20 protein-coding genes and 1 other RNA gene are annotated in these 23692 nt (G+C 44.2%); 6 read left to right on the top strand and 15 right to left on the bottom strand.

Annotated features, from left to right (window positions below):
* Position 1: 1 nt before the first annotated feature.
* Positions 2-991: an ATP-binding protein gene (locus ANCC_RS00340; RefSeq protein ID WP_006568002.1), complete on the top strand. Its 990-nt coding sequence runs from the start codon at positions 2-4 to the stop codon at positions 989-991.
* 57 nt (positions 992-1048) lie between these two features.
* On the top strand, positions 1049-2218 hold the full coding sequence (locus ANCC_RS00335; protein ID WP_009291251.1) for a ribose-phosphate pyrophosphokinase: 1170 nt from the start codon (positions 1049-1051) through the stop codon (positions 2216-2218).
* 63 nt (positions 2219-2281) lie between these two features.
* Here the strand turns inward: ANCC_RS00335 and ANCC_RS00330 are convergent, their stop codons facing one another.
* From ANCC_RS00330 to ANCC_RS00320, 3 genes are read right to left on the bottom strand one after another with little or no spacing between them, the layout of a single operon-like run.
* A complete protein-coding gene (locus ANCC_RS00330; protein WP_006568005.1) occupies positions 2282-4507 on the bottom strand; it encodes a transglycosylase domain-containing protein in 2226 nt (741 codons plus the stop codon).
* Positions 4508-4522: 15 nt separating this feature from the next.
* Positions 4523-6904 (bottom strand): DNA repair exonuclease, encoded by a 2382-nt coding sequence (locus ANCC_RS00325; protein ID WP_006568006.1) that lies wholly within the window; start codon positions 6902-6904, stop codon positions 4523-4525.
* Positions 6905-6916: 12 nt separating this feature from the next.
* On the bottom strand, positions 6917-9418 hold the full coding sequence (locus tag ANCC_RS00320) for a hypothetical protein (RefSeq protein WP_006568007.1): 2502 nt from the start codon (positions 9416-9418) through the stop codon (positions 6917-6919).
* Between the two features lie 365 nt (positions 9419-9783).
* Here ANCC_RS00320 and ANCC_RS00315 point away from each other — a divergent pair, with 365 nt between their 5' ends.
* From ANCC_RS00315 to ANCC_RS00305, 3 genes are all read left to right on the top strand, one after another.
* The gene (locus ANCC_RS00315) at positions 9784-10065 is read left to right on the top strand and encodes a CD3324 family protein (protein ID WP_006568008.1); all 282 of its coding nucleotides are present in this window, start codon (positions 9784-9786) and stop codon (positions 10063-10065) included.
* Between the two features lie 194 nt (positions 10066-10259).
* Positions 10260-10823, top strand: a complete 564-nt coding sequence (locus ANCC_RS00310) for a DUF1062 domain-containing protein (protein WP_006568009.1) — start codon at positions 10260-10262, stop codon at positions 10821-10823.
* Between the two features lie 117 nt (positions 10824-10940).
* Positions 10941-11840, top strand: coding sequence for an Rpn family recombination-promoting nuclease/putative transposase (locus tag ANCC_RS00305; RefSeq protein ID WP_156340570.1), 900 nt, complete (start codon positions 10941-10943; stop codon positions 11838-11840).
* A 68-nt stretch (positions 11841-11908) separates the two neighbouring features.
* Here ANCC_RS00305 and ANCC_RS00300 read toward each other — a convergent pair whose 3' ends face one another.
* The 11 genes from ANCC_RS00300 to ffs all read right to left on the bottom strand — a co-directional run bounded on the left by ANCC_RS00300 (position 11909) and on the right by ffs (position 21856).
* Positions 11909-12301, bottom strand: a complete 393-nt coding sequence (locus ANCC_RS00300) for a hypothetical protein (RefSeq protein WP_006568012.1) — start codon at positions 12299-12301, stop codon at positions 11909-11911.
* 71 nt (positions 12302-12372) lie between these two features.
* The gene (locus ANCC_RS00295; RefSeq protein WP_006568013.1) at positions 12373-13026 is read right to left on the bottom strand and encodes a GTP pyrophosphokinase; all 654 of its coding nucleotides are present in this window, start codon (positions 13024-13026) and stop codon (positions 12373-12375) included.
* Positions 13027-13151: 125 nt separating this feature from the next.
* Positions 13152-13919: an SDR family NAD(P)-dependent oxidoreductase gene (locus tag ANCC_RS00290; protein WP_006568014.1), complete on the bottom strand. Its 768-nt coding sequence runs from the start codon at positions 13917-13919 to the stop codon at positions 13152-13154.
* A 260-nt stretch (positions 13920-14179) separates the two neighbouring features.
* Positions 14180-15208, bottom strand: coding sequence for a glycerol-3-phosphate dehydrogenase (locus ANCC_RS00285; protein WP_039946082.1), 1029 nt, complete (start codon positions 15206-15208; stop codon positions 14180-14182).
* Between the two features lie 84 nt (positions 15209-15292).
* A complete protein-coding gene (locus tag ANCC_RS00280) occupies positions 15293-16327 on the bottom strand; it encodes a zinc-dependent alcohol dehydrogenase (protein WP_006565501.1) in 1035 nt (344 codons plus the stop codon).
* A gap of 19 nt (positions 16328-16346) precedes the next feature.
* Positions 16347-16994, bottom strand: a complete 648-nt coding sequence (locus ANCC_RS00275; protein ID WP_006565500.1) for a class II aldolase/adducin family protein — start codon at positions 16992-16994, stop codon at positions 16347-16349.
* A gap of 22 nt (positions 16995-17016) precedes the next feature.
* Complete coding sequence (locus ANCC_RS00270) at positions 17017-18276, bottom strand: PTS galactitol transporter subunit IIC (protein ID WP_006565499.1); 1260 nt, start codon at positions 18274-18276, stop codon at positions 17017-17019.
* Between the two features lie 24 nt (positions 18277-18300).
* Positions 18301-18606, bottom strand: coding sequence for a PTS sugar transporter subunit IIB (locus ANCC_RS00265; protein WP_006565498.1), 306 nt, complete (start codon positions 18604-18606; stop codon positions 18301-18303).
* Entirely contained in the window at positions 18603-19076 is a 474-nt protein-coding gene (locus ANCC_RS00260) for a PTS sugar transporter subunit IIA (RefSeq protein WP_006565497.1), read from the bottom strand. The genes ANCC_RS00265 and ANCC_RS00260 overlap by 4 nt, the downstream gene beginning before the upstream one ends.
* A 195-nt stretch (positions 19077-19271) precedes the next feature.
* Positions 19272-21311: a BglG family transcription antiterminator gene (locus ANCC_RS00255; RefSeq protein ID WP_006565496.1), complete on the bottom strand. Its 2040-nt coding sequence runs from the start codon at positions 21309-21311 to the stop codon at positions 19272-19274.
* 283 nt (positions 21312-21594) lie between these two features.
* An RNA gene (gene ffs / locus ANCC_RS00250) (signal recognition particle sRNA large type) lies at positions 21595-21856 on the bottom strand.
* A 145-nt stretch (positions 21857-22001) separates the two neighbouring features.
* On the opposite strand from ffs, the gene ANCC_RS00245 reads away from it, so the two are divergent.
* Complete coding sequence (locus ANCC_RS00245) at positions 22002-22880, top strand: magnesium transporter CorA family protein (RefSeq protein WP_039946081.1); 879 nt, start codon at positions 22002-22004, stop codon at positions 22878-22880.
* Positions 22881-23206: 326 nt separating this feature from the next.
* Here ANCC_RS00245 and tadA read toward each other — a convergent pair whose 3' ends face one another.
* Positions 23207-23665, bottom strand: a complete 459-nt coding sequence (tadA, locus tag ANCC_RS00240) for a tRNA adenosine(34) deaminase TadA (RefSeq protein WP_006565494.1) — start codon at positions 23663-23665, stop codon at positions 23207-23209.
* Positions 23666-23692 lie beyond the last annotated feature (27 nt).

The following is a 23692-nucleotide window of genomic DNA, read 5'->3' as shown; positions in this document are numbered from 1 at the left end:
GATGTCCCTGACCAATGAACAATATCAGGAAATCATGAGGATGTACGAGGCGAACCGGCTCAGCGGCTACAATCTCTCCAGAGAACGCAAACGTGAGGTCTATGCACAGATTCCTCAGATGAGGGATCTGGACCGGGAGATGGCCCACAACGCTGTTCTCCTGGGAAAACAGCTGATCGCATCCAAAGATCATAATTCAATGGATATCTGCAGGCAAAAGAATCAGAAGCTGGCTGACCAAAAGCGCCGGCTTCTTTTAGATCACGGATATCCTGAGGATTATCTGGACCCTGTTTATACTTGTCCCGACTGTAAAGATACCGGATATATCGGTACCGAAAAGTGCCATTGTTTCCGTCAGGCTGTGATTCGCCTGATCTATTCTGATTCCAATATGCAGCAAATTCTTGAAAAAGAGAATTTTTATCGTTTCAATGATCAATATTATTCTGATAAGCTTCTGGAGGACGGACGTCCTTCTCCGAGACAGAATATTCATGCTGTGCTGAAAAAATGCCGTGATTTCATCGGACATTTTCCTTCCAGGGAAAACCTGCTGCTGCACGGTTCCACCGGCACCGGGAAGACCTTTTTAAGCCATTGTATCGCGAAAGAAATCATGGATAAGGGCTATACCTGTGTCTATGTGACCGCATTTCAGTTGTTTGATATTCTGACTTCCCAGGCATATCAAAAGCGTAAGGATCATCTCCCTATGTCCTACCAGCTTATCTTTCACTGTGACCTGCTGGTTATAGATGATCTGGGGACAGAGCTTAACAATGCCTTCATAACTTCCCAGCTGTTTCACTGCCTGAATGAACGGCAGCTGAGCGGTAAATCAACACTTATTTCAACAAACTTATCTATGCGTAATTTAAAAGACCGCTATACGGAACGGATTTTCTCCAGAATTATTGAGAACTATACCATCTGCCAAATATACGGCGAGGATATCCGTTTAAAGAAATCTTTTTCCCGCAAGCCTTGACGGAATCGCTTCGGGAGTGATATAAAAAGAGTGAACAAACTACAAAGGAGATTTATAATGAGACGATCTGACCGAAACTTTAAAACCCTTCCCGACGGCAATCTTGGCATCATCGCTATGGAGAGCTGCAAAAGCCTTGGCAATCTGATTGACAAGTATATTACAGGCTGGCGCGGAGATGAAGCCCCCCGCTATCAGAATATGCCCGGATATGATGAGTATTACAAGGAAAGCTATCTGCTGGATGCCGGCTGTCCCCGCTTCGGCTCCGGAGAAGCAAAAGGAATCATCCGTGAATCTGTCCGCGGAACCGATTTGTACATTCTCGTTGATGTGCTGAATTACAGCATCAAGTATTCCCTGTGCGGTCATCAGAACTCTATGTCCCCGGATGATCATTTTCAGGATTTAAAAAGGCTCATTGCTGCCAGCGGCAGCAAAGCCAAGAGAATCAGTGTCATCATGCCTTTCCTGTATGAAAGCCGTCAGCACAAAAGAAGCACCAGAGAGTCTCTGGACTGTGCTATGATGCTTCAGGAGCTGATTCATTTAGGAGTACAGAATATCATTACATTTGATGCCCATGACCCTCGTGTACAGAACGCCATTCCAAACAGCGGCTTTGATACAGTACAGCCCACTTACCAGTTTGTAAAGTCTCTGGTTGAGCAGTGTGACGGAGTCAATTTTGACAGCGATCATCTGATGGTCATCAGCCCGGATGAGGGTGCTATGCAGCGCTCCATCTATATGGCCAATGTCCTCGGCGTCGATGTGGGTATGTTCTATAAGCGCAGAGATTATTCTACTATCGTAGACGGCCGCAATCCTATCGTGGCCCATGAATTTTTGGGAGCTTCCCTGGAAGGCAAGGACGTTCTGATCCTGGACGATATGATATCTTCCGGAGAGAGTATGATCGATGTGGCCAAAGAACTGAAAGCCAGAAAAGCGCGGCGTGTATTTTGTCTTTCTACCTTCGGTCTGTTTACAAACGGACTTGATGTCTTCGACAAGGCTGTGGAAGAAGGTATCATAGAAAAGGTTATCACAACCAATCTTACTTACCAGACACCGGAACTGTTGGAGCGTGATTGGTATGTATCTTCAGACGTGAGCAAATATGTGGCTCTGCTGATCGATACGCTGAACCACAACGGGTCTATCAGCGAACTCCTGGACCCAACCGAGCGCATCAAAGAATATTTGGAAAAGAATCATTTATAAACTTATCAGCAATATAGCAAAAGGCAGCAGACTAATTATTTTAAGTCTGCTGCCTTTGTTTATTTATTCATCATTTCCGGCACCGCGCCGGTCATCGCCGGTCTGCTGCTGTGTCGCTGCTGTTGTGGCCTGGGTCGTTGCCTGAGTGGTCGCCTGGGTTGTGGCCTGGGTAGTCGCCTGAGTCGTTGTCTGGGTTGTACCTTTCGTACTTCCCTTTTCTGTCGTACCTGCTGTTGTCTGGCCTGTAGCCGGCATGTCTGTGCCGCCTCCGCCTTCATAGGAATTCAGCTTTTTGCCTCCTGAAAACTCTTTGTGGAGTTCATTCATAAAATTGCTCCAGATAGTCTTAGGATAACCGGAACCGCTCAGGTTGGCCATTACCCTGCTGTCATCCCTTCCTACCCACACTGCAGTTGTGTAGTAAGGGGTATATCCGCAGAACCAGCCGTCCTTGTTGTCTGTTGTAGTACCTGTTTTTCCCGCGGTATCTACATTGGGAACCTTTGCCCCCCGTCCTGTACCGTTGGTGATAACACTCTTTAAAACGCTGCTCATCATAGAAGCCGTATTGGCTGAGTAAACCGTTCTTTTCTTGGATGGATTGGAGACCACAGTCTCACCGTCAGAGTCCTCAATCTTCACAATACAGGTCGGATCTCTGAACACACCCTGATTGGCAAGTGCCGCATATCCGCTGGCCATCTCCTCAGCCGTAGTTCCATAGGTGAAACCGCCGAGGCAGGTTGTATAATACTTATAGTCATTTTCATCGAGACTCTTAAAGTTCATCTTTTCCAGATACCGGAGAGCGGATTTCGGCCCAATCTCCTCGTAAAGCCTCATCGTAGCCACGTTGCTTGATTTCTCCAATGCACGCCTCAGTGTTATACTTCCTGAATAGGAACCTCCGGAATTCCGGACCCTGTGTTTGTCTTTGGGGTTCATTGGATTGTCATTTACAATAGAACCCGGTCCATATCCCCTCTCCATAGCAGGAGCATAGACAAGGATCGGCTTAATTGCACTTCCCGGCTGTCTCGGACTCTGATAAGCACGATTCAGGCCTAATCCTGCATTTTTCTGATATCTGCCTCCTACGATGGCTGCTACCTTGCCTGTCTCATTGTCAATACAGACGCCGGCGCCCTGGACTTTGTAAACCTTGTTCTTATCCTTCTCCGTATATCCGCTCAGAGCATTGTCGATACTGCTTTGAAGTTCCTTCTGAGCATTCAGGTCAATGGATGTATGAATCTGATATCCTGCACTGTATAAGGTTCTCTTACACTCAGCATAAGACTTATTATATTTTTCATCGTAATCCTGTTTGTCTTCGTCAGAGTCAAACACATAACGGAACTCAAATCCCTGCTTTTCCATCAGTGCCTTTGTAGCACTGTGAATTACATAAGTTTCAATATAATTTCTTTTCTGTTCAGTCTTTTTCTTTTTCAGTGTGATCTTTTCTCTCAGAGCTTCATCTCTCTGAGATTTGGTGATCAGGTTCTGCTTATACATATCTTTGAGGATCTTGTCTCGCCTTGTCAATGTCTTTTCTTTATGATGATAGGGTTCATACATGTTCGGCGCATTCGGAACCGCACACAAAAATGCCGCTTCTGACATGGTCAGGTCCTTGGCATCCTTATCAAAATAGCCTTTGCTGGCAGCCTGAATTCCGTAATAGCCATTTGCAAAATAAACGTTGTTCAGGTAAAACTCCATGATCTGGTCCTTGGAATACTCCTTCTCCAGACCCCATGCCACAAACATTTCTTTGACCTTGCGCTGCCAGGAAATCTCCCGAGTCAGGAATACAGTCCTTGCCAGCTGCTGTGTGATCGTGCTTCCTCCCTGAGTAACTTCTCCCTTATTTGTAACAAAGGATACTGCTGCTCTGGCGATACCCCTGAAGTCTACTCCATTATGTTTGTAAAAATTATTGTCCTCCACGGAAATCATTGCCGCTACCGCATAAACCGGCAGATCTTTATACTTCAGATAATAGACATCCTTCTCACCTTTCAGTTTGGTGATCACCTTCCCATTCGTATCATAGACGACACTCGTCTGGGTTGCCTTAAATGTCTGCTCTGAAGTGTTGGCTACCAGATCCTTAGCCTCTGCCCTCAGCTTCATGACTTTCATTCCGATGGTGAACCAGCCGATAACCACCAGAAGAAGAAAAACAATGGAGATCTTTAAAAGAATCTTTCTTTTCTTTTTCTTCTTTTTGGGTTTTTTCTCTTTGGAAATGACTTTTTTTGTCTCTTTTGTTTCTTCAGCCATATTCTCCACCTTTCATTATTCTCTGGTTTCCTCTAAGGAAATCCAGTGGATTTTCTGATTCTTCCGGTCCAGCTGATGAAACAGCTCTTTCTTACATGTAAATAAGATCAGCTGCCTGCCGGAATGCCTGCTCAAATAATCAAGCGCTCTCCGGGTCCTTTCATCATCAAAGTTGCCGAAAATATCATCCATCAGAACCGGAACTGGTTCCTTCGGATATAGAATCTCTCCCGCGGCAAGCCTCACAGCCAGGTAAATCTGCTCTACGGTTCCCGCGCTTAAATACTTCAGATCAATAAACCTGTTTTTATATTTTACCATAAAAGACAGTGATTCATCAATTTTTACTTTTTCGTACACTCCTCCCGTAAGATAACTGACGATCTCACTGACCTTTTTGTTAAACTGTTCTCCGAGATTTTCCCGGAATTCCCCGGCGGCATCTAAAACAGCCTGAATGGCCGCATCTGCCTGATTTATATTATATTCTGTACGGTCTGTCTGTTCTTTAAGAATTTGGTAGTCTCTTCTTAATTCTTCCTTAAAGTCCTCCCGTTCTGTCGTTTCCTTCTTTTCTGACTGAACCGAAAGAACCGATAACACCAGAAATACCGCACAGCCTGCAAAGAAGCCCAGATGAACAAAGCCAGCCGCTGCAAATACAGCTGCAGCTGCCAAAAACAACGGGATACTCCGCGGCTTTCGGCCCTGATCACCAGACTCGGGAGCCTTCAAATAACGCTCCCTCTTCTCTGTCAGAAGAATCGATTCCTCTCTGCTTTTTCGTCTCAGCAGACTCTTCTTTTCTTTCAAGGCCTTCAGGGCCAGATCAATTTTTATATCTGCCGTATTACTGCCTGTCAGATTGGATGTATAGTTGGTAAGTTCCATAGAGAGATTCCCTGACGGAGGGATGTCCCCTTCCTGAATACAGAAAGAATCCTTATATGCACCGAGGCTCAGGGTATACAGCTTTGAGAGATCACCTTCTTCACCTGATTCTTTATCATACAGATGAAGAGACTTTTCTCCCGCCCGGAACCTTCTCTCAAGCAGCCAGGCATGTCCGTCCGCTGCAATCTCCATGACGCCTCCGTAATTTCCTCCATAAACCGGCGTATATATAGTATATGCATCAGATCTCGCCGCAATGCCTCTGGATTTTTCCAAACCAAACAGCATATGAACGATAAACTCTTTGATTGTAGTCTTCCCGCTCTCGTTTGGTCCATATACAATATTTAATCCAGGTACAAAGGATAATTCTTTTCCGCAGAATTTCCCGAAACCGTCGATATAAATATTCCGAATATAAAAAGCAGATCTGCTCTCCCGTTTTTCTGACCGGCGCTTCTGATATAATCCCCTGGATGCCTGCTCAAATGCTTCCCCTGCAAAGTGCGACGCTTCCGGCATCCCCTCAAGGCGGCGCAGTACGGCGCCGATAATATTATCTTTGTTGGATTCCAGCAGCGATTCTTCTGTACAGCTACCCCTTGTTTTATCAACAATATCCACGATCCTGTATTCTGCTCCGAGCAGATCAAAATCAGGACGAATTTCTGCTCTTTTTGAGCCCTGAAGGAACAGCGTAAACATCTGGTTTTCCCCCAGCAGCTTCATCTCTTCTTCCGCAGCACAGAGAATTTCCTGTTCATCCATATCTTCTGTCAGGTCCACCCGTACTTCCACATAACTTTTTTGATTGATGGGCAGGAAACGGACGACCTTCTTTTCGTCTGTGATTTCTCCCAAAAAGATTCCGCGGCGCCCTGTCTCCGTCCTGTTTAACGGTTCCAGGCTGCCGCCGTAGGCGATCAGATCCTCTGATATCATTTCAGGTCTGTGAATATGGCCTAACGCGGCATAGTCAAATCCTGACCATTTCAGCTTGTGAAAATCTATTGGACTGTGTGTGCCGTCTCCTCCGTGCCCTAACAGAATATGAATCCCTTCTTCTTTCCCGGGCCCTGCCTCATCATATAAAGGCTCTGTAATTTCCCTGCTGTGATAGCTGAGACCGTAGATATAGGTATTCTGTACCTCTTCGTATACTCTCGTAAGCTCTCTTTCAGTGAACAGATGCACATCAGCCGAAAAACGATATCGCAGATATGCCGATTCTTCGTCAATAAAATCATGATTTCCCGCAATCATAAAAACTTTGGTACATGCCAGCTGGGACAAAAAAGAATCCAGCCTGTTTAAATCCCTCAAGGATGGTTTTTTGTGAAAGATATCCCCACACAGAAACAGGAAGTCTGCCTGTTCTTCATTGGCCAGCGCAATGACTTCGCTGAGACTCTGCTCAATATCCTTTTTCCGCTCTTCCCCCCATCCCCTCTCTGCTTCCGGACAGGCTCCGAGATGGAGGTCTCCAACGTGTATAAACTTCATGTCTCACCTTCTCTATTTCGCATAGCTGTAAAATACACTGCCTGCCTTTTTAAATTCTCTCTCCATAGAAGACCGTTCCGCCTGAACAGATTCTTCCTTCAGAGGATCAAAATATCTGATCTTTGTATTGTTATAGCTCATGACCAGAATAAATGTGCCGTTGGCTCTTTTGGCAATGACCGGCCTTCCCTTGCTGATGCAGTAGAGGACGTCTTCAAATTTACACCCGGTGTAATCCGCTGCCATTTTATCCATGGAATCATACAGCATGCCGTAAACATCTTTTTTACTCCGCTTCAGCTGACCATAGGTGACATCTTTTCCCTCGGAATCTGTGATCATTTTCACACAGGCAATTCCGGTCTCGTCTTTGGACTCCGCCTTCACCATTGGGATATTTGCCACTTTTCCATAGCTTTTCATGACGCCTTTTTCCCACAGGTACAGCTGGCTTGAATTGACCACCACCCCTGCATTTTTCTGGGCTTCTTTAATTGCTTTTGCCATATCCGTATAAGTGCCCTTCAGTGAACCTCCGGCATAAACATAGGCATTTTTATACCGCTGTTCATTGACTGCAAAGGATACGCCGCACTCTTTCTCAGTCTGGCTGAGCGCAGAAGACAGATACTTCGGAACGGTCTGTACATATACATAATCAGGGAATGAAAGATATACCTGATTCAGACGGTCGCTTGTGTATCCGTATTCCAATGAAGCTTTATCCTCCGTCTTATCTTTGTAGCGGATATAATCCTCTTTCATGCTTTTGTACCCTGTTCCTGAGCGTCTGGCCGGACTGAGTACGACAACAGTTCCGTCTACCCTTGCGTCCGTAACATAGATTCCGCTCTTTTCAAACTTAGCCTGTTCCTGATTTTTGTCATCGGCAATTGCTACTTTTTTCATTGGAAACTGGATGGAACCGTCTTTTCTTGTCTTCACATCCCCTTCATCTGCGATACCGTACACAAGGTCGTCTTTCACAAAACCAACTGGTTTGATCCGTTCTCCCTTCTCACAGCGGATCTTATGCTCTTTGTTATTTTCCAGATCTATAATCCGTATAGCCGTTTCGTTTTCCGTTATCGCAAGCATTCCGGTTCCGGAGACTGCGACCATGCCGCTGCTGATATTTTTCGCGATGGTCTTTGACTCCCGGCTGTCCAGATCAACTTGATAGTAAGCCCCGTCCAGCTCAAAGTAGAACTTTCCGCTGTCACTCAAGTATGCTCCTTTTTCGATTTCATCTTTTAAATTTTCAAACTGAATCTTCACCGGTATAAAGGCTTTCTCTTCTGTTTTTCCGCTCTCCGCTTCAAATTCATAGACCCCGATACCATTCTTCCCTTCGTGTTCTCCACGGTTCATATATCCATATACAATGAATTTAATGTTACCGCTTTTATCCATCTCCATCACATGGATACCATGCTGCGGATAATTATTTCGGGAATCTCTGTAATCTTCTCCTACAAAAGAAAACACTCTTGTCATGGAAGCATTTTTATAATCGTAATACCACAACTCATTTTCCTGAACAAATGCCGCTTTCCGCCCGCTGTTCCTGCTGATCAGTTCTTCGGGATTCATCTGCGTGATACCCATGAGTATTCTGTTGTTTGCCCGGTCCAGTGCGTCATAGCGGAAAAATGCATTCTGTGTCCGCTCATAATTGAGCAGATACATCCGGTCTTTGGAATATCTGATGCGGAAGTATTCTTTTACCTGATAATACTGCTTGATCCCTTTACTGTTTTCCGCAGACAAAATAAACCTGTACTCTACCGATGTCACATTAGAGCTGGCCTCTTTGATGACCGGCGCGTACATGCGCTCGGTTTTTGGTTTCAGTGATGCATAGCAGACCGCCTCCTGATTAGAAGAAATATCCACGAAAGAAAGATCATTTGTGATAGTTCCATCCTTTACTTCCAAATATTTTTTTACATATTCTGAGCTTCCCTCTGTTAAAGTCGCATCGTGGAATTCCTCTGCAAACTTCAGACACTCGGCAAAATGCAGATCGGTACCGTAAATAATACGGGTATAATATGTGATCGTTTGCCCGTCTTCCTCTATCGACAGAGCCAAAAGATATGTTTTCCCCGACTCCAGGCGGCTCTTGACTTTTATGTCCGCTGCCGCTTCGCTTTGTTTCTGCTGAAAAGCCACGACTCCTTTTTCCAGGGCAGAGCGGTTATTCTCTTTATATATTTTATAATCCAGCGCTTCAATAGAGCTGTTTCCGTGTTTCATAAAAACCTGGAATTTATCCTCCTTCATGGGCGTGATGGAATCTCTCATCAAAGATGCGTCCACGGACTCTGTATATCCATGGAGTTCATTGATCTCTTTTCCTCCGGTGTTTATGGTCAGCACAGGCAGGGATGCCTGGCTGGTCTCACTGACACCCTGATTATTTTTTCCTATCAAAATATAATTCCATATTCCAAGAGCAAGAATAAAAATCAGTCCAAAGACTGCTGCTGGTATGGCTTTTTCCCGCTTCATAAGATCCTCCTAACATTCTCTCTGTCCTATCTGTATATTTTATCCGTTTTCCTGAGGAAACACAACAAATTTAAGGAAACTTTAAGAGCAGCAGACTGCTTGACGGTGATAGTAAAAAATTACAAAGACCAAATTATGAATTCCGACTCGGCGCTGATAATCTAAGGCTATTATTTTTTTCAGAAAATGATATAATAACTATAAATAAAAGAGGAGGAAAATTCATATGCTTGATCCCATTGTTTTTGCTGCATAGCAGGGAGCTATTTGCAGCCATGCTGAATAACAGCATGATTTATAACGTTTCAATCTCGACAAATAGCCCTTGCTGTTCCGATTTAATATTTTTATTTTAGGAGAGCAGTATGAGCTATAAGAAAGCAAAACATATACTTCCCCTTGAACTTCTTAAAGAAATCCAAAAATATGTAGAAGGGGAGAGCATTTATATACCAAGAAGATCGGACAGAAAAAAGCCCCGTGGGACTTCTGCCGCATCTCTAAAGTATTTTCAAAAACGCAATGCACAAATATTTAGTGAGTATCTTGCAGGAGAAAGCCAGGATCTATTATCCGAAAAATATTTTCTGTCTCTGAAAAGCATTCAAAGAATCATCCGGCAGGAGAAAATGATCCATAACATGTAAAGGTGAGCCGATACGGATATAAAAACCGTATTGGCTCATCTTTTTTTCATAATAAAGGATGAGGTTTGTACTGACGGAAATGAGTGATAGAATTTTTTCAGAATAACTAATTCAGGAGGTGACATTGTGAAGCGAATTTTAGAAAATCCGCCTTTTTTCTTTCCTAATCTAATTTAGAACAGGAAGGAGATTTTATGAAAAATAAGTTTCTCAGAACGGTTGTCTGGGAGGTACAGTACTTAACTCCGCCTCCAGCAGTGCGATACTGCAAAAAATGCGGAAGACAAAAAGAGTTTGTCAGTTCCGGACAGTTTAGGGTTAATGCACAGAGAAAATACCTGGACGTCTGGCTTATTTATAAATGTTCCGGCTGTGAAGCCACATGGAATCTGACTGTCTTATCCAGAATCCATCCCAAAGCAGTGAGCAGAGAACTTCTGGATAAATTCCACGGCAATGATCAAATACTTGCCCATAAATATGCTATGAATACAGATTTGTTGAAACGAAACGGCTGCAAAATTGGTCCATATGATTACAAGATAACCGGATGTGCTGCATTTGACGGACCTGTTAGGCTGCATATCAGAAGTAATGATGCATCAGATGTAAAAGTATCGGCAATACTTCGTGAAAAACTGCAGTTATCCAGAAAAGAATTTGAAGACATGCTTTCAGACGGCAGAATACAAAGCGAGTCAGAAAAGGATTTAACAAAGTGCAGACTAGGGAAGGAGATCCTTTTAGTTATCTCATAAAAATACTCTCTGGATCTCCAAAATACATAATTTGACATTTTAGTGATTATATTGTAAAATACTAGGTGATATTGAAAAAACTTTCCATATATGATAAACTAAAGGAGATAACAAAAGATGAAAAAGTCTAACAATATATCACTTAAAAATGACTATGCTTTCACACAGATCATGAAGCAGCCTAAGATACTCCGGGGATTTTTAAGCAGTATCCTGCATATTCCTCCTGAAAAGATCGGGACCATTCATATAAAAGACCGCCACCTTTCCAAAGATCTTCTGGAAGGAAAGCTTTCCATACTTGATTTGTATACCGTAGTGGAAGGGACCGGAAAAATTAACATAGAGATGCAGGTACTGCCCTACACACACTGGGACAGAAGATCGCTGTCCTATTTAGCAAAAATTTACACTCAGGATTTAAAATCAGGAGAAGCTTATGCCAACTGTGTTAAGACCATTCATATCAGTATTCTTGGTTTCAATCAGCTGGCTGACACCAATTATTTTTATTCCTCTTTTCATATGAGTGAGGACAGCAGACACAGCCTATACAGCGATCAGTGGGAAATTCATGTGATTGAGCTGCCAAAACTGAACTCTTCAAAAGTAAAAGAAGAGCATAAAAAGTTATATCAATGGGCATGTTTTATTTGCGCAGAGGGAGAGGAGGAACGTGCCATGATAGAAAAAGATCCTTATATTGAAGAAGCCATCAGAGAACTTGAATTGCTGGAACGCGATCCTGAACGTATGGACGAATATTTGTTCCGCCAAAAAAATCTTTCAGATTATGTCACCCAGATGGAGTACAGCAGAAAAGAAGGAGAATATACCAAAGTAATTGATCTGGTTCAAAAAAAGATGCAGCGAGGAAAAACTGAGGCAGAGATAGCCGATGCCTTAGAGGAAGATCCTCAGACTATCGCCTCCATTTGCCGTATGATCAGACTCTATCCTTCTTCCTCAAAGGAAGAAATTTATAAAGCATGGCAGAACAAACCCGGCACCGACTGACAAAAGATGCCGCAAAACAACTGTACTCCAGCTGTTTTGCGGCATCTCTGTCTTCATACTTATGTTTTTTAATCAGAAAACATTCTGCATTTTCTCCTGTAACGGCATCTGCGGTGATAGAGTTCTCCTCCCAGCAGTGTGCAGACCATCTGATAAAGAAGGCGGTCTTTTTTAATACAGTCTTCTTTTTCCATTTCCTTGATCTTGTCATAGATATGATCGGCAAGTACAAGAACCCCCGTGCGGTCCAGATACTCGTCAAACATCATACTTCCCTTGTACTCCAGCTGATCGCAGGCATCCTCAATGTACTCAAGTACTTTACCTGCAACCGGTCCATACATCTTCGTAATGTACTGATAATCGTCCTCATCCTGCTCATCCATCATCACCATCGGCTTTCTGGAAAGAGACTCCATATCAAATGTAGGCAGATCACCCAAACCTTCACGATCCATCATTTTCGCTGCTCCTTTTCTCTACTGATAATATACTATGAGAAAGGAGAGAAAAAAGGTACAAAATTTTTAAGTTATCTGCGCATATCCTCCTGTTTCAGGCTGTGAATCTCTTCATTGATGGCCAGCATCTTACTGTCCAGATAACTGATCATCTCTGCACATTCCCGAAGTTCTGACCGGATATATTCCGGAGCATGTCCGTCATACTTGTAATAAATTTTATGTTCCAGGGACGCCCAAAAGTCCATGGCAACCGTGCGGATCTGTATCTCTACCCTTGTTGGAACGACTGTATCTGAGAGAAAGATCGGAACTTTCACAATCATGTGATAACTCCTGTACCCGCTGGGTTTTGGATTGACCATGTAATCTTTGGTCTTTACAACTTCAATATCATCCTGATTGGAGATCATATCTACGATCCGGTAAATATCCGGGGTAAAGGAGCAGATAACTCTGATCCCTGCCACATCGTCAATATATCTCTCAATGTTTTCTACGGTAATGTCCTGCCCTTTTTTCATGAGCTTTCGGACAATACTCTCTTCACTTTTCATCCGGGATTCGATATGTTCGATCGGATTATATTTGTGTACAAATTTAAATTCGTCATTTAAAATTTCAAGCTTTGTTCCGATCTCTTTCAGCGCTGACTGATATAACAGCTGCATTTTCCGGTATTCTAAAAAAATATCCTTTACATCAGGTAATTCAATCTTTGCCATAGAATTCACACCTCTTTCTGAATTGTATCGTATCTGGTTCTCCTATGCCTGTCAGTTCTAAAGAATATTTTATCACGAGTACAGAAAGCTTTCAAACTTACAACTGTGAAATTTTTGTAACCAGCTCAGCACATCAGCATTCCTCCTGTGGCATCAAACGTAATACCGGTAAAATAGGAAGCCCTCTCTGACACAAGGAAGACGGCCGCATTTGCCACTTCTCTAGGATCTGCAATTCTTCCTATGGGTATCTTTTTGTTCTGTTCTTCTTCATCTTTTTTATCTTTAAAAGATTTCATCAGCATGTCCGTCTTCATGTATCCCGGAGCAATGGCATTTACAGTAATTCCGTATTCTGCAGTTTCCCTGGCAAGAGATTTCGTAAGCCCGATCAAGCCGGCTTTCGATGATGCATAATGAGAATGATTTCTTTTCGATCCCATGATGCCCGCTTTGGAAACCACATTTAAAATACTTCCCTTTTTTCCTGACTCCGTGAGATGGCAGATCAGCTTTTGAGAAAGCAGAAACGGCACTGTCAGATTCATCTCCAGAACTCTGCGAAAATCTTCTTCCGGCATTTTTGCAGCCATGGAAGTTGTCCAGGAGGCCGCATTGTTCACGAGGATATCTGCGCCCCCAAACTGTTCACAGGCAGCCAAAAACAGTCCTTTCCTGTCGGACTCCTCCATCATATCTCCCTGAAATCCAAAGACCTTTCCGGGACACTCCTGGTTCATTTGGCGGATCAGTGCCTCCGCCTCGTCCTTTCCTGACCGGTAATTCATGACCACATTGGCGCCTTCCTCAGCCAGCACCCGGCAGACTGCCCGTCCAAAGCCTTTTGCTCCCCCTGTAACGACCGCCGTCTTTCCCGATAACCCTAACTCCATGTGTACCTCCTTATAACTGCCGATATCTCCGGAACGCCTTCATGCCGTCCCGGAGATATAGAATCTGAACTTAATAAGTTATTTACCGCTATTTCCGTCGCGCTTTTGAAATGCGCTCCTACAATAGCGGTAAATAACTTTCGAAAAGAGGCACTTTTTTTGACAGTGCCCCTTCTCCAACAGACATTACGTCCATTTTCCACATGATTGGAGTGAGGCATTCTAAGAGCCGAACGGAAATCATGTGGAAAATGTCATACTTATTCATTTACTCTGAACTTTTTCCAAGGTATATCGAGCATTGATCCATGCTGTAAAACATCATCAATATGTAAAATCAGAGGAAAATCTTCTTTTTTTATCTGATTTTTCTCAGAAAGAATTCTAACAGCTTTCGCCGCCCGCCGGGCGATGACCACTGATTCTAAAGTCACACCTTTGAGTTCTTCCATAGCCTGTTCATATGGCATTCCAGCTCCAAGTCTTTTGCCGATTTCCTTTGAACGGCCGCCCATGACGGTCACATACAGGTCGCCGATTCCGTGAATGGAGTTTTCAACATTTCCTCCCATGTACTGGACAAATTTCATGATCTCATAAGAGCTCTGTCCAAACAGTGCAGACTGCGTGTTGCACATATATTTCTGCTGCTTTTCTTCCAGACCGATGCCAAGGCTGACTCCAAGGGCATATGCATTTTTAAGGGCAACCGCAATCTCCAGCCCGGCCACATCCTGTGTCAGATCAATGTGATAATACGGCCTCTCTAAAAGCTTTTTAAAGAACTCAAGGACTTCCATGTTCTTTCCGCAGAATGCGACTCTCGTATCATCATGATCTGCCAGCTCATAGCATCTGCAGGGCCCTCCGATGGCACAAAATTCGTGGCTCTTACCCTTCTCTACATTTGATGCAAACAGTTCGGGAAACGTCTTTACCATCCCGTCGTCATATACTTCAACACCCTTAGTCACTGCGATCACCGGTATTTTATCCGGTATCTTTGCCAGGGCATTTTCAATAAACCAATCTACCCCAAAGCTGCTGACTCCCAGAATCACTGCATCACATCCGTCAAGCGCGGCATCCAGCTCTTCGATCTGAAATGCCTTTACGCCCTCGGGCAGTGTTCTTTTCAGTGAGGGATGGTAACGGTTTGCCTTTACCGAATCAATAATCTCCCTGTCCAGCGGTGTCCCCGTAAGACGCATCTCATTTCCGTTTTCCACAGCAGGAAAGGAAAGGCTTGATGCCATCACTCCTGCTCCAATCACCGTAATCGTACTCATAAGACCCTCCATTTCAAACAACATACATACAATAACTATTGTAACCTATGAAGCAAAGCGCGCCAAGCCCGAAGGAAGTTTATTTTAAGGGATAATTGCGTATTTGATGCCTTCCTGCCTGCCGATGCTCTCCAGTGCATCAATGGCTTTTTCTAAAGGATAATGCCCTGTGATGAACAGACTGCCGTCGATCTGCCCGTTGGACAGCAGTTTCAGCGCCAGCTGTACATGATACGGTGTATGATGGTAAACGGCCTTCAGTGTGATCTCCTCATAGTGGAACTTCTGACAGTCCAGGGTGATACTTGTGCCTGCCTTTGTGCCCCCGAATGCAAGAACCGTTCCTCCGGGTCTGACCATATTTACTGCATTTTCCCAGACTTCCGGGAATCCGGTTGCTTCCACGACCACATCGGCTCCTTTTCCGCCGCACAAATCTCTCACTTGATTTATATGTTCTTCCCCAGAGGCATTGACAGTTTTCCATACCCCGAATTTCTCAGACTGCTCCAGGCGGTAATCTGACAAATCTACGGCTATAACTCTGCATCCTTTCAGACTTAACAGCTTCATAAACATAAGTCCGATGGGTCCTGCTCCGATGACTGCGACGGTGTCTCCCACCTTGGCCGGTATCCGGTCGCTTCCGTGGACCGCGCATGCCAGGGGCTCCAGCAGAGCCGCCTGTTCAAACGGCAGATGATCAGGGACACGGTAGAAATTGTATTTCAGGATGTGCGCCGGTACAGCTACATACTCAGAGTAAGCGCCGTTCAGGTACTGCAGATTTTCACAAAGGCTGTATCTCTTGTTTTTACAATGCTCACACTCAAAACAAGGGGCGGTATTAGCTCCCACGATCCGGTCTCCTACCTTGAATTTTGTAACGTCCTTTCCTGCCTCCACAACCACTCCGGAAAACTCATGGCCGAATGTGGAAGGTACAGAAGTGATAATCGTCGGATGTCCTCTCCTGTATGTTTTCAGGTCTGTGCCGCAGGTCAGCGCCGCTTTTACCTGAACCAATACCTCATCATCTTTAATCTGAGGAATATCCGTCTCCTCAAACCTTACATCTCCCGGTGCATAAAACATCTGTGCTTTCATTTTCCCCTGCATGTTACCATCCTCCTAATTCTTATTTCTGTCCATAGTTTTGATCTGTGTCTTCTTTCAGAAATTTACACATCTGATCTTCCAGCGTATTGACATTTCCCATCTGATAAGACAGAAATGCCACCTTCGCGCTCTCTTCCAGTACAATCGCGTCGTTATATGCCTTGTCGATTGTCTCGTCAATACAGATTGCTCCGTGATTTCCCATCAGCACTGCTTTGTCGTCTCCGATTGCCTCTGAGGTCACTTCTGCCAGCTCATCGCTTCCAGGCGGTACAAAAGCGGCACAGCGGATATTTCCGCCTACCAGACCTGCCGCCTCCGAGGTGATGCAAGGCATTCCTCCGTCCACACAGGCCCATGCCGTACAGTAGGTAGAGTGGGTGTGGACCACACCGAACACATCCGGCCGTCTGCGGTACATGGCAGTGTGAAGCGGCATTTCGATGGATGGACGGCGTTCCCCTTCGATAATCTGGTTATCAACACTTACAACCACTATGTCAGAAGGATGAAGGGTCTCATAGGGCATTCCACTGGGGGTGATGCACACATACCCTGTCTCCGGATCCCTCAGGCTGAAATTTCCAAACGTAAGAGGAATCAGCTTTTCCTTCTGTATTTTTAACGCGATCTCGATAACCTTGGTTCTTTCTTGTTCTAATAACATATAGCCTCCTTATGTGAAAAGATTAAAAAATCATCTGGAAAAATTCTGCGATTTTATAAATAATGTACGGTACTAAATGGGCTCCTGTATCCAGGGAAGAAATCGCCTTTGCACCTGCCGGGAACGTAAAGTCTGTGGACTGTGCGATCAATGTGGCAGTTCCTGCTAAGTTGGTAGCAATGTATAAGATTGCAATCATCATCAATGTTCCTGTGATTAGTGAACGGAACAGGTTTCCTTTGGATGCAACGACCGGCCATATCATAAAGAACGGCAGTGTCGCAAGGTCTACCAGCGGCAGCACCCTGTTTCCCGGAAGGATGACTGCCAGCAAAAGAGTGACCGGAATCATGATCAGTGCGGCTGAGATTACCATAGGAGATCCTGTTGCAATGGCTGCATCCATTCCGATGTTGACTTCCTTTCCCGGAAACTTTTTTGCCAGAAATTTCTTAGCGTCTTCGCTTAAAGGCATAAGCCCTTCCATGAGAATCCTCACCATTCTCGGCAGAATGAACATAACCGCAGCCATATTGACTCCAAGGGTTATAATCTTATTTGGCTCGTATCCTGCCAGAGCTCCGAGACCTGCCCCAAGAATCAGGCCTAAAACCATCGGCTCTCCGATAATTCCAAATCTTTTCTGGATCGTCTCTCCATCAAAGTGGATCTTATTGATCCCCGGTATTTTGTCATAAACTTTATCCATTAAGATACAGATAGGCGCCCAGCTCACGGTCTCTGTATGTGGCAGGGAAACTCCCGGAAGACCGAAATATTCCTGCACCCTTGGTGCTGAGTAATCTGCCAGTTTCATAATGATGATAAAGGTGATGCCTGATGCTATAACTCCCGCGATCATGCTTCCTGTCAGAAACTGTACCAGTGCCCCGGTTAAAATGAAGTGCCAGTAGTTCCAAATATCAATGTTCAGTGTCTTTGTTGTGTTCGTAGCAAGCATAATAATATTTAAGACAAAACAGATAAGGAACACAAACGGTACAATCTGTGTGCCGAATGCAATGGACGCGCTGACCGGCCATCCTACGTCGATAACCGATAAATTCATGCCGAACCGCTGTGTCATTGCCTGCGCAGCGGGACTTACAAAGTCCCCCATCAGTCCAATGACGAGGTTAATTCCAATAAATCCGATGCCTATGGTCATGCCGGACCGGAATGCCTTGGAAAATTTCTGTCCCAGGATCAGTCCGAGAATGGTTATGATCAGCGGCATAACCACAGATGAGCCTAAATCTAAGATGTACTGTAAAACACTCATAGTTTTCCTCCCTTTCTTTTTCCTTTACTCCAATGATTTCAAATAGTCTGCGATTTCATCAGCTTTCTCTTCCGCTCCGAACCCGGTGATAAATTCCAGCGTCCGGTAGGTTTTATACTCTTTTAACTCGTTTACCGGAATTTCCGCGGTGTGGATGATCACATCCGGATTAAAAATCTCTGCTCTCCCGACGACTTCAAGTGCTTTGCATTCTGATATCTCCACTGAGGGTATTCCCCTCTCTGCCAGCAGCCGTTTGCACGTCTCAGATGCCACCGTTGATGTTGCGATTCCCGTCCCGCATGCTGATAAAATTCTGTAAGTCCTCATAATGAATCCTCCTTATTTTTGATGATTTGAATAATTTCCTCCGGATTCCCGGCGTTTACAAGCATTTTCAAAACCTCTGCATCCTGAATTAAAAGAATGGCTCTCTGAAGCACTTCCAAATGCTGTTTTCCTGCGATTGCCAGCATCATGACAAACTTGACCGGGACTTTCACATTTTCTTTTGGATTGGTTCCCATCTGAAAAAAAGATACCGGCTCTTTCAGCACTCCAATGGCGATTCCGGTTGTTTCTACATAACACGGATCTGTGTGCGGTATTGCCACACCGATATCTCCTGCTAAGATTCCCGTGGGATAAACCTTTTCCCTTTCACTTAATGCACTCACATAGCTTTCTTTACAGCAACCTTCTGAAACTAACACACCTCCTAACTGTTCAAATATCTCCTGTTCATTTTCTGCCATCAAATCTGTCTGTACCAATGTGTCTTTTAAGTTTTCCCAGATCATGATTTCCTCCGATCTCAAGTGTATTGGTCTGTATTTTTGTTAAGTTCATTATAGGCCTCAGAAGACACCCTATAAAGGACAAGAGAAGTCGTTGAAACGAGCACTAAATTGTACTAATCGTAATACATAAACCTGGCATAAGCTTGTTGACTGGCAAAAAAAGAACAGAACCATAAAAAGGTTCTGCTCCTTATCTTATCCGCAGTATTCATTTTCCAGCCTCCGGATTGTCTCAAGCAGCTCTTCCGGAGACTGCTGGGCTTCAATTCGGCTTTTTGCCTCCTCCTGTGAAAACAGACGCACCAGATTATAGATTGCACAGTTAATGCTGTTAGAGTTTAAGATGCTCAGGCCTATAATATAACTGACCGGATCATTTTCACTGTTCCCGAATACTACCGGTTTTTTCAGGCTCACCAGACTGGCCGCCTCTCTGACGGCCCCTTTTTCCTGTTCAGCGTGAGGGGCTGCGATACCGGAATAAATCACCACATAGGAACCGTTGACCTTAATATTTTCAACCATAGCTTCTATATACTCATAGGTGACTGCCCCGGATTCATAGAGAAGCCTGCCTGCTGCCCTGACTCCCTCCTCCCAGCTTTGGGCTTCCTGCTTCAGCGCAATCCTGTCTGCCGAGAGCATAGCTCCAAGGGAATTCCTCTCGGCCTTTTTTTGTTTTTTGAGAAATTTTCCTGTCTCTGCCGTCTGGCCTCCGGACCAGTTTTCTCTTAACTTAGTCGCCTTTCTCCGGATTCTGTAAATGTCCTCCTGTTCCAGCAGGGGACTGACCATGAGAATATTTTTTATCTCTCCATCGGGAAATGCCACTGTGGAAATCACCAGCTGATCGTTTATATTGCCCATATCTTTCAGTTCGTGTGAGGATCTCACATCCGTGATTTCAAGTACATCCTCCAGCTGTTTTAGTTTTGCCAGCATAAGCTGGACGGTTCCCCTTCCCATGGCGCATACGAGAACTGCTGGTACTTTCCGTTCCCTCATCCGCTCCAGTTTGTCCCGCTCCAGCATAGAGGCAAAATACATGACAAGAAAGGAAACTTCGTCTCTGGGAACTTTCACCCCAAGATAATCCTCCAATGGTTTCAGGCATTCTTCCACCGTACAGAACACTTCGGGATATCCCTTTTCAATCTCTCCCCGAAACGGATTTTCAAGAACCTCCCCTGAAGACATCCGATAGACAGAAGATTTCATGTGATCCACCAGCAGATCGTAAAGTGCAAAATCCAGATAAAAATTAATCCGAAACCTGCTGATGATGCGGTAAATCACCTCCCCGATCAAAACAGGGATCACCAGCTGGTCCACATTATTCGTTCCGCTCTTCAGATAGCTTTTTCTTCTGAGGCAGAATACAAAATTTTCTGCTTCTGCTGCCGGTATATCCAGTGAAAATTCTTCTGCCAGACGGTCCAGTACAGCCCTGCTCAGCGGATATTTTGAGCTCAGGGATGCATTTTCCCAGTCCGGCTGCCGTTCCTGTTCTAATGTTTTTCCTTTTTTTACCCTTTCAGCCAGAATCAGCAGTTCATAGACTGCCACTGAAAAAGAGAAGTCGGAAAGAAAGCAGTCATGCCTCAATTCTTCTTCCCTTAAAACCTTCTGTATCGTTTCATACCGTCCCTGATATTGAATTTCTTTTAGGAGAAGATGTCCGAACACGTGGAACGCACCCATTGCGCCATATTTTTCTTCATCCAGATTCAGCTCAAGGAGCTTCAGCATACCGGAACGTATATCTCCCTCTGAAGCTTCCACTATATATCCTTTTTGTACCTGAGAGACAAGCTTCATATTATGTTTCAAAAACCAGTCTTTCAGGTCATTCAGATCACTGATCACTGTGTTTCTGCTCGTACTGATATACTCTGAAATCCAGGCTGCAGTCACATACTTCTCTTGATTCAAAAGAAGCATCGCAAGGATTGTCTTTCGTTCATTTTTGGACAGGTGATATGTATAAAAATCATTGTTCATAATAAACGTTTGAATCTGTTCCAAAAGCCCTTCTTCCCTGACCTCAAACCTTAAAATTCCCTCTCCGTTTATACTGACCGAAGGCAGTCCGCTTTCATTTAATTCGTCATTCAGCTCTCTGATCTTTTTGCGCACAATCCGCTCAGAAATCTGATATTTTTCAGAAATTTCCGCCAGCTGCAGTCTGCCCCCTGCCAAAAGTTGATTTAATATTTGATTGCTTCTTTTATCCAAATGGATTCCCTCTTTTCAATCTAAATATATAATAAGCCGCTATCTTATCATATATATTATAGGAAATCGAAGTCTATGCATATAGCACAAATACTGGCAGATTTGTCTGCTGCCGATTGTTCTATGCATAAACGCATCTGTGTACATCCCGCGGAGCGTTTTTTATTGCTTAGGAAAGACTTTCACGCATTAGCGTGACAAGGTCTTTCCTAAGCAATAAAAAACCAATTCTAAAGCTGTGCCTTAAAATCGGTTTCTAAATTCAAATATTCTATTTTAAAATCCGTGCGGCCTGCGTTGAACTCTCTCCACAGACGTTACCTCCACAGTTAACTCAGCCCAGGCACCCTTACGGCACATGAAAGGTTCTACTTAGTGCTGCTTCGTTCCCGACCTGACACGGTTCATAGATTCTCATTGCGTAAGACCCAAACATCAACGCCACTTATGAAGGGCAGCTCCACAGGGAAAAGCCCGAAACAGGCCATCACCTCTGCTTTAGCGGATTGCAGATACAGGGCACCGCTGCCTCCCCGGCTGCACGGAAGCTTTTTGACGTATTAAGATTATATTATGTGTGCAGATTTGATTATACTAAATATTGTTCACATTCGTCAACTTTTATTTTATTTTCTATTTTATTTTTTACCTTTCAATACTATAATTGATAGAATAAAGGAAGGTGAGCCTATGAATTATCCAATGCATGACGGCACTGCAAAGCTGCTTACAACGGAAGAATATTTTCAAAATTATCCGGACCTGTGCTCTTATCAGCCATTTCTTGACACCGTCAGGAATCATGGCATCAACAGCTGTAAGGCCGATGTTTTTTCAGATTTTATTTCAGGAACGCTCTTAATCCCTGAAAAAAAGAATCCGTCAGAGAAGGAATTCTGCCTGTCTTATTATCTTTCCAAAGACCTTTTGGTACTAATTGAAGATAAAGAACATATAAATGATTTGGAGCTGATCATAAATGAGAGACACATAACCGACGCATCATCACTCCCCCAGTTTCTTGTCCTGCTCGTGGAAGCTCTCATCAAAGATGATATGCTCCTGCTCCAGAATTATGAAACCTGTCTCGCCGAGATTGAGGATGAAATTCTCACAGGAAAAGATATTAAAATAAATCACCGCATGATTGGTGTGCGCAGAAAGCTTCTCCGCATGAATGCCTATTACCAGCAGCTCAGTGATTTTGGCAGTGAACTGGAAGAAAACTCATCCGGTTTCTTTTCCCAGACAGACGTGCGGCATTTTTCCGTGCTCACCAACCGTGCGGAACGTCTTCTCAATTACACTCAGTTTCTCCGGGAATATGCTCTGCAGATCCGTGAAATGTATCAGTCTCAAGTGGACATTAAGCAGAATGAAACTATGAAAATACTGACCGTAGTTACCACGATCTTTTTTCCTCTTTCCCTGATTACCGGATGGTACGGAATGAATTTCAGAAATATGCCGGAGCTTCATTACCCGTACAGCTATTTTATCCTGATCGGCATCTGTGTTTTGATCTTCACGGCAGAACTATGGTTCTTTAAAAAGAAAAAATGGATTTAAAATACCTATGAGTTTTTCTCCATTATCTCCAGTCGGCTCTGGAAAGGCCTCCTTCCGACAATAGAGAAAAACTATCACAGGTAGCACCTTTTGTCTCTAAACAGCCTGCTCCAGCAGATATTACGTCCATTTTGACCAGTTTGGAGGCCTTGCATTCGAAGAGATGTTAGTTTTTCTTCTTTCAGCAAAGGCTCGGAGGCGGTGTGCAGAGCACAGTGAGGCTGTCTGAGCGTCAGCGAGTTCCGAACGGGCCGCCGGAGAGACTTTGCTGAAGGTTAGAAAATCTTACATCTCTGAGACAGCAAGCCGGAAAACTGGTCAAAATGTCAACCCTTTTTTCTCAGCTGCCGGAAAAAATCGCTCATCATATGGCTGCATTCTTCTCTGAGGACTCCCGATTCAATCTCTGCCTGATGGTTGAATTCTTCCCTCTGAAGGATATTGAGAATGGAGCCTGCACATCCCGCTTTAGGGTTCATCGCCCCGATAACAACCTTGGGTATTCTCGCCTGGACTATAGCCCCCGCACACATCTGGCACGGCTCCAGAGTGATATACATCGTACATTCTTCAAGCCGCCAGTCCCCTGTCTTTTTACTGGCTTTCTCAATCGCCAGTAATTCCGCATGGGCCAGTGTTGTCTTTCTCTTATTTCTTTGATTGTAAGCCCTTGCTATGATTTTTCCGTCCAATACTATGACACAGCCGATGGGCACGTCCCCTATAGCTGCCGCTTTCTTTGCCTGTTTTATGGCTTCTTTCATAAATTTTTCATTTTCATTCATTCTGTCTTCCTCCGGTCATATTTTTTA

Source organism: Anaerostipes caccae L1-92 (genome assembly GCF_014467075.1).
GTDB classification, from domain to species: domain Bacteria; phylum Bacillota; class Clostridia; order Lachnospirales; family Lachnospiraceae; genus Anaerostipes; species Anaerostipes caccae.
This window is presented reverse-complemented; position numbering and strand designations above follow the sequence as displayed.

Coding starts and splice junctions, on each gene's coding strand:
- ANCC_RS00270 (WP_006565499.1), bottom strand. CDS start 18,276: ATGAGTGTTTTACAGTACATCTTAGATTTAGGCTCATCTGTGGTTATG.
- ANCC_RS00275 (WP_006565500.1), bottom strand. CDS start 16,994: ATGTTATTAGAACAAGAAAGAACCAAGGTTATCGAGATCGCGTTAAAA.
- ANCC_RS00265 (WP_006565498.1), bottom strand. CDS start 18,606: ATGAGGACTTACAGAATTTTATCAGCATGCGGGACGGGAATCGCAACA.
- ANCC_RS00330 (WP_006568005.1), bottom strand. CDS start 4,507: ATGGCTGAAGAAACAAAAGAGACAAAAAAAGTCATTTCCAAAGAGAAA.
- ANCC_RS00285 (WP_039946082.1), bottom strand. CDS start 15,208: ATGAGTACGATTACGGTGATTGGAGCAGGAGTGATGGCATCAAGCCTT.
- ANCC_RS00245 (WP_039946081.1), top strand. CDS start 22,002: ATGAATTATCCAATGCATGACGGCACTGCAAAGCTGCTTACAACGGAA.
- ANCC_RS00320 (WP_006568007.1), bottom strand. CDS start 9,418: ATGAAGCGGGAAAAAGCCATACCAGCAGCAGTCTTTGGACTGATTTTT.
- ANCC_RS00305 (WP_156340570.1), top strand. CDS start 10,941: ATGAAAAAGTCTAACAATATATCACTTAAAAATGACTATGCTTTCACA.
- ANCC_RS00340 (WP_006568002.1), top strand. CDS start 2: ATGTCCCTGACCAATGAACAATATCAGGAAATCATGAGGATGTACGAG.
- ANCC_RS00280 (WP_006565501.1), bottom strand. CDS start 16,327: ATGCAGGGGAAAATGAAAGCACAGATGTTTTATGCACCGGGAGATGTA.
- ANCC_RS00335 (WP_009291251.1), top strand. CDS start 1,049: ATGAGACGATCTGACCGAAACTTTAAAACCCTTCCCGACGGCAATCTT.
- tadA (WP_006565494.1), bottom strand. CDS start 23,665: ATGAATGAAAATGAAAAATTTATGAAAGAAGCCATAAAACAGGCAAAG.
- ANCC_RS00315 (WP_006568008.1), top strand. CDS start 9,784: ATGAGCTATAAGAAAGCAAAACATATACTTCCCCTTGAACTTCTTAAA.
- ANCC_RS00325 (WP_006568006.1), bottom strand. CDS start 6,904: ATGAAGTTTATACACGTTGGAGACCTCCATCTCGGAGCCTGTCCGGAA.
- ANCC_RS00300 (WP_006568012.1), bottom strand. CDS start 12,301: ATGATGGATCGTGAAGGTTTGGGTGATCTGCCTACATTTGATATGGAG.
- ANCC_RS00290 (WP_006568014.1), bottom strand. CDS start 13,919: ATGGAGTTAGGGTTATCGGGAAAGACGGCGGTCGTTACAGGGGGAGCA.
- ANCC_RS00260 (WP_006565497.1), bottom strand. CDS start 19,076: ATGATCTGGGAAAACTTAAAAGACACATTGGTACAGACAGATTTGATG.
- ANCC_RS00310 (WP_006568009.1), top strand. CDS start 10,260: ATGAAAAATAAGTTTCTCAGAACGGTTGTCTGGGAGGTACAGTACTTA.
- ANCC_RS00295 (WP_006568013.1), bottom strand. CDS start 13,026: ATGGCAAAGATTGAATTACCTGATGTAAAGGATATTTTTTTAGAATAC.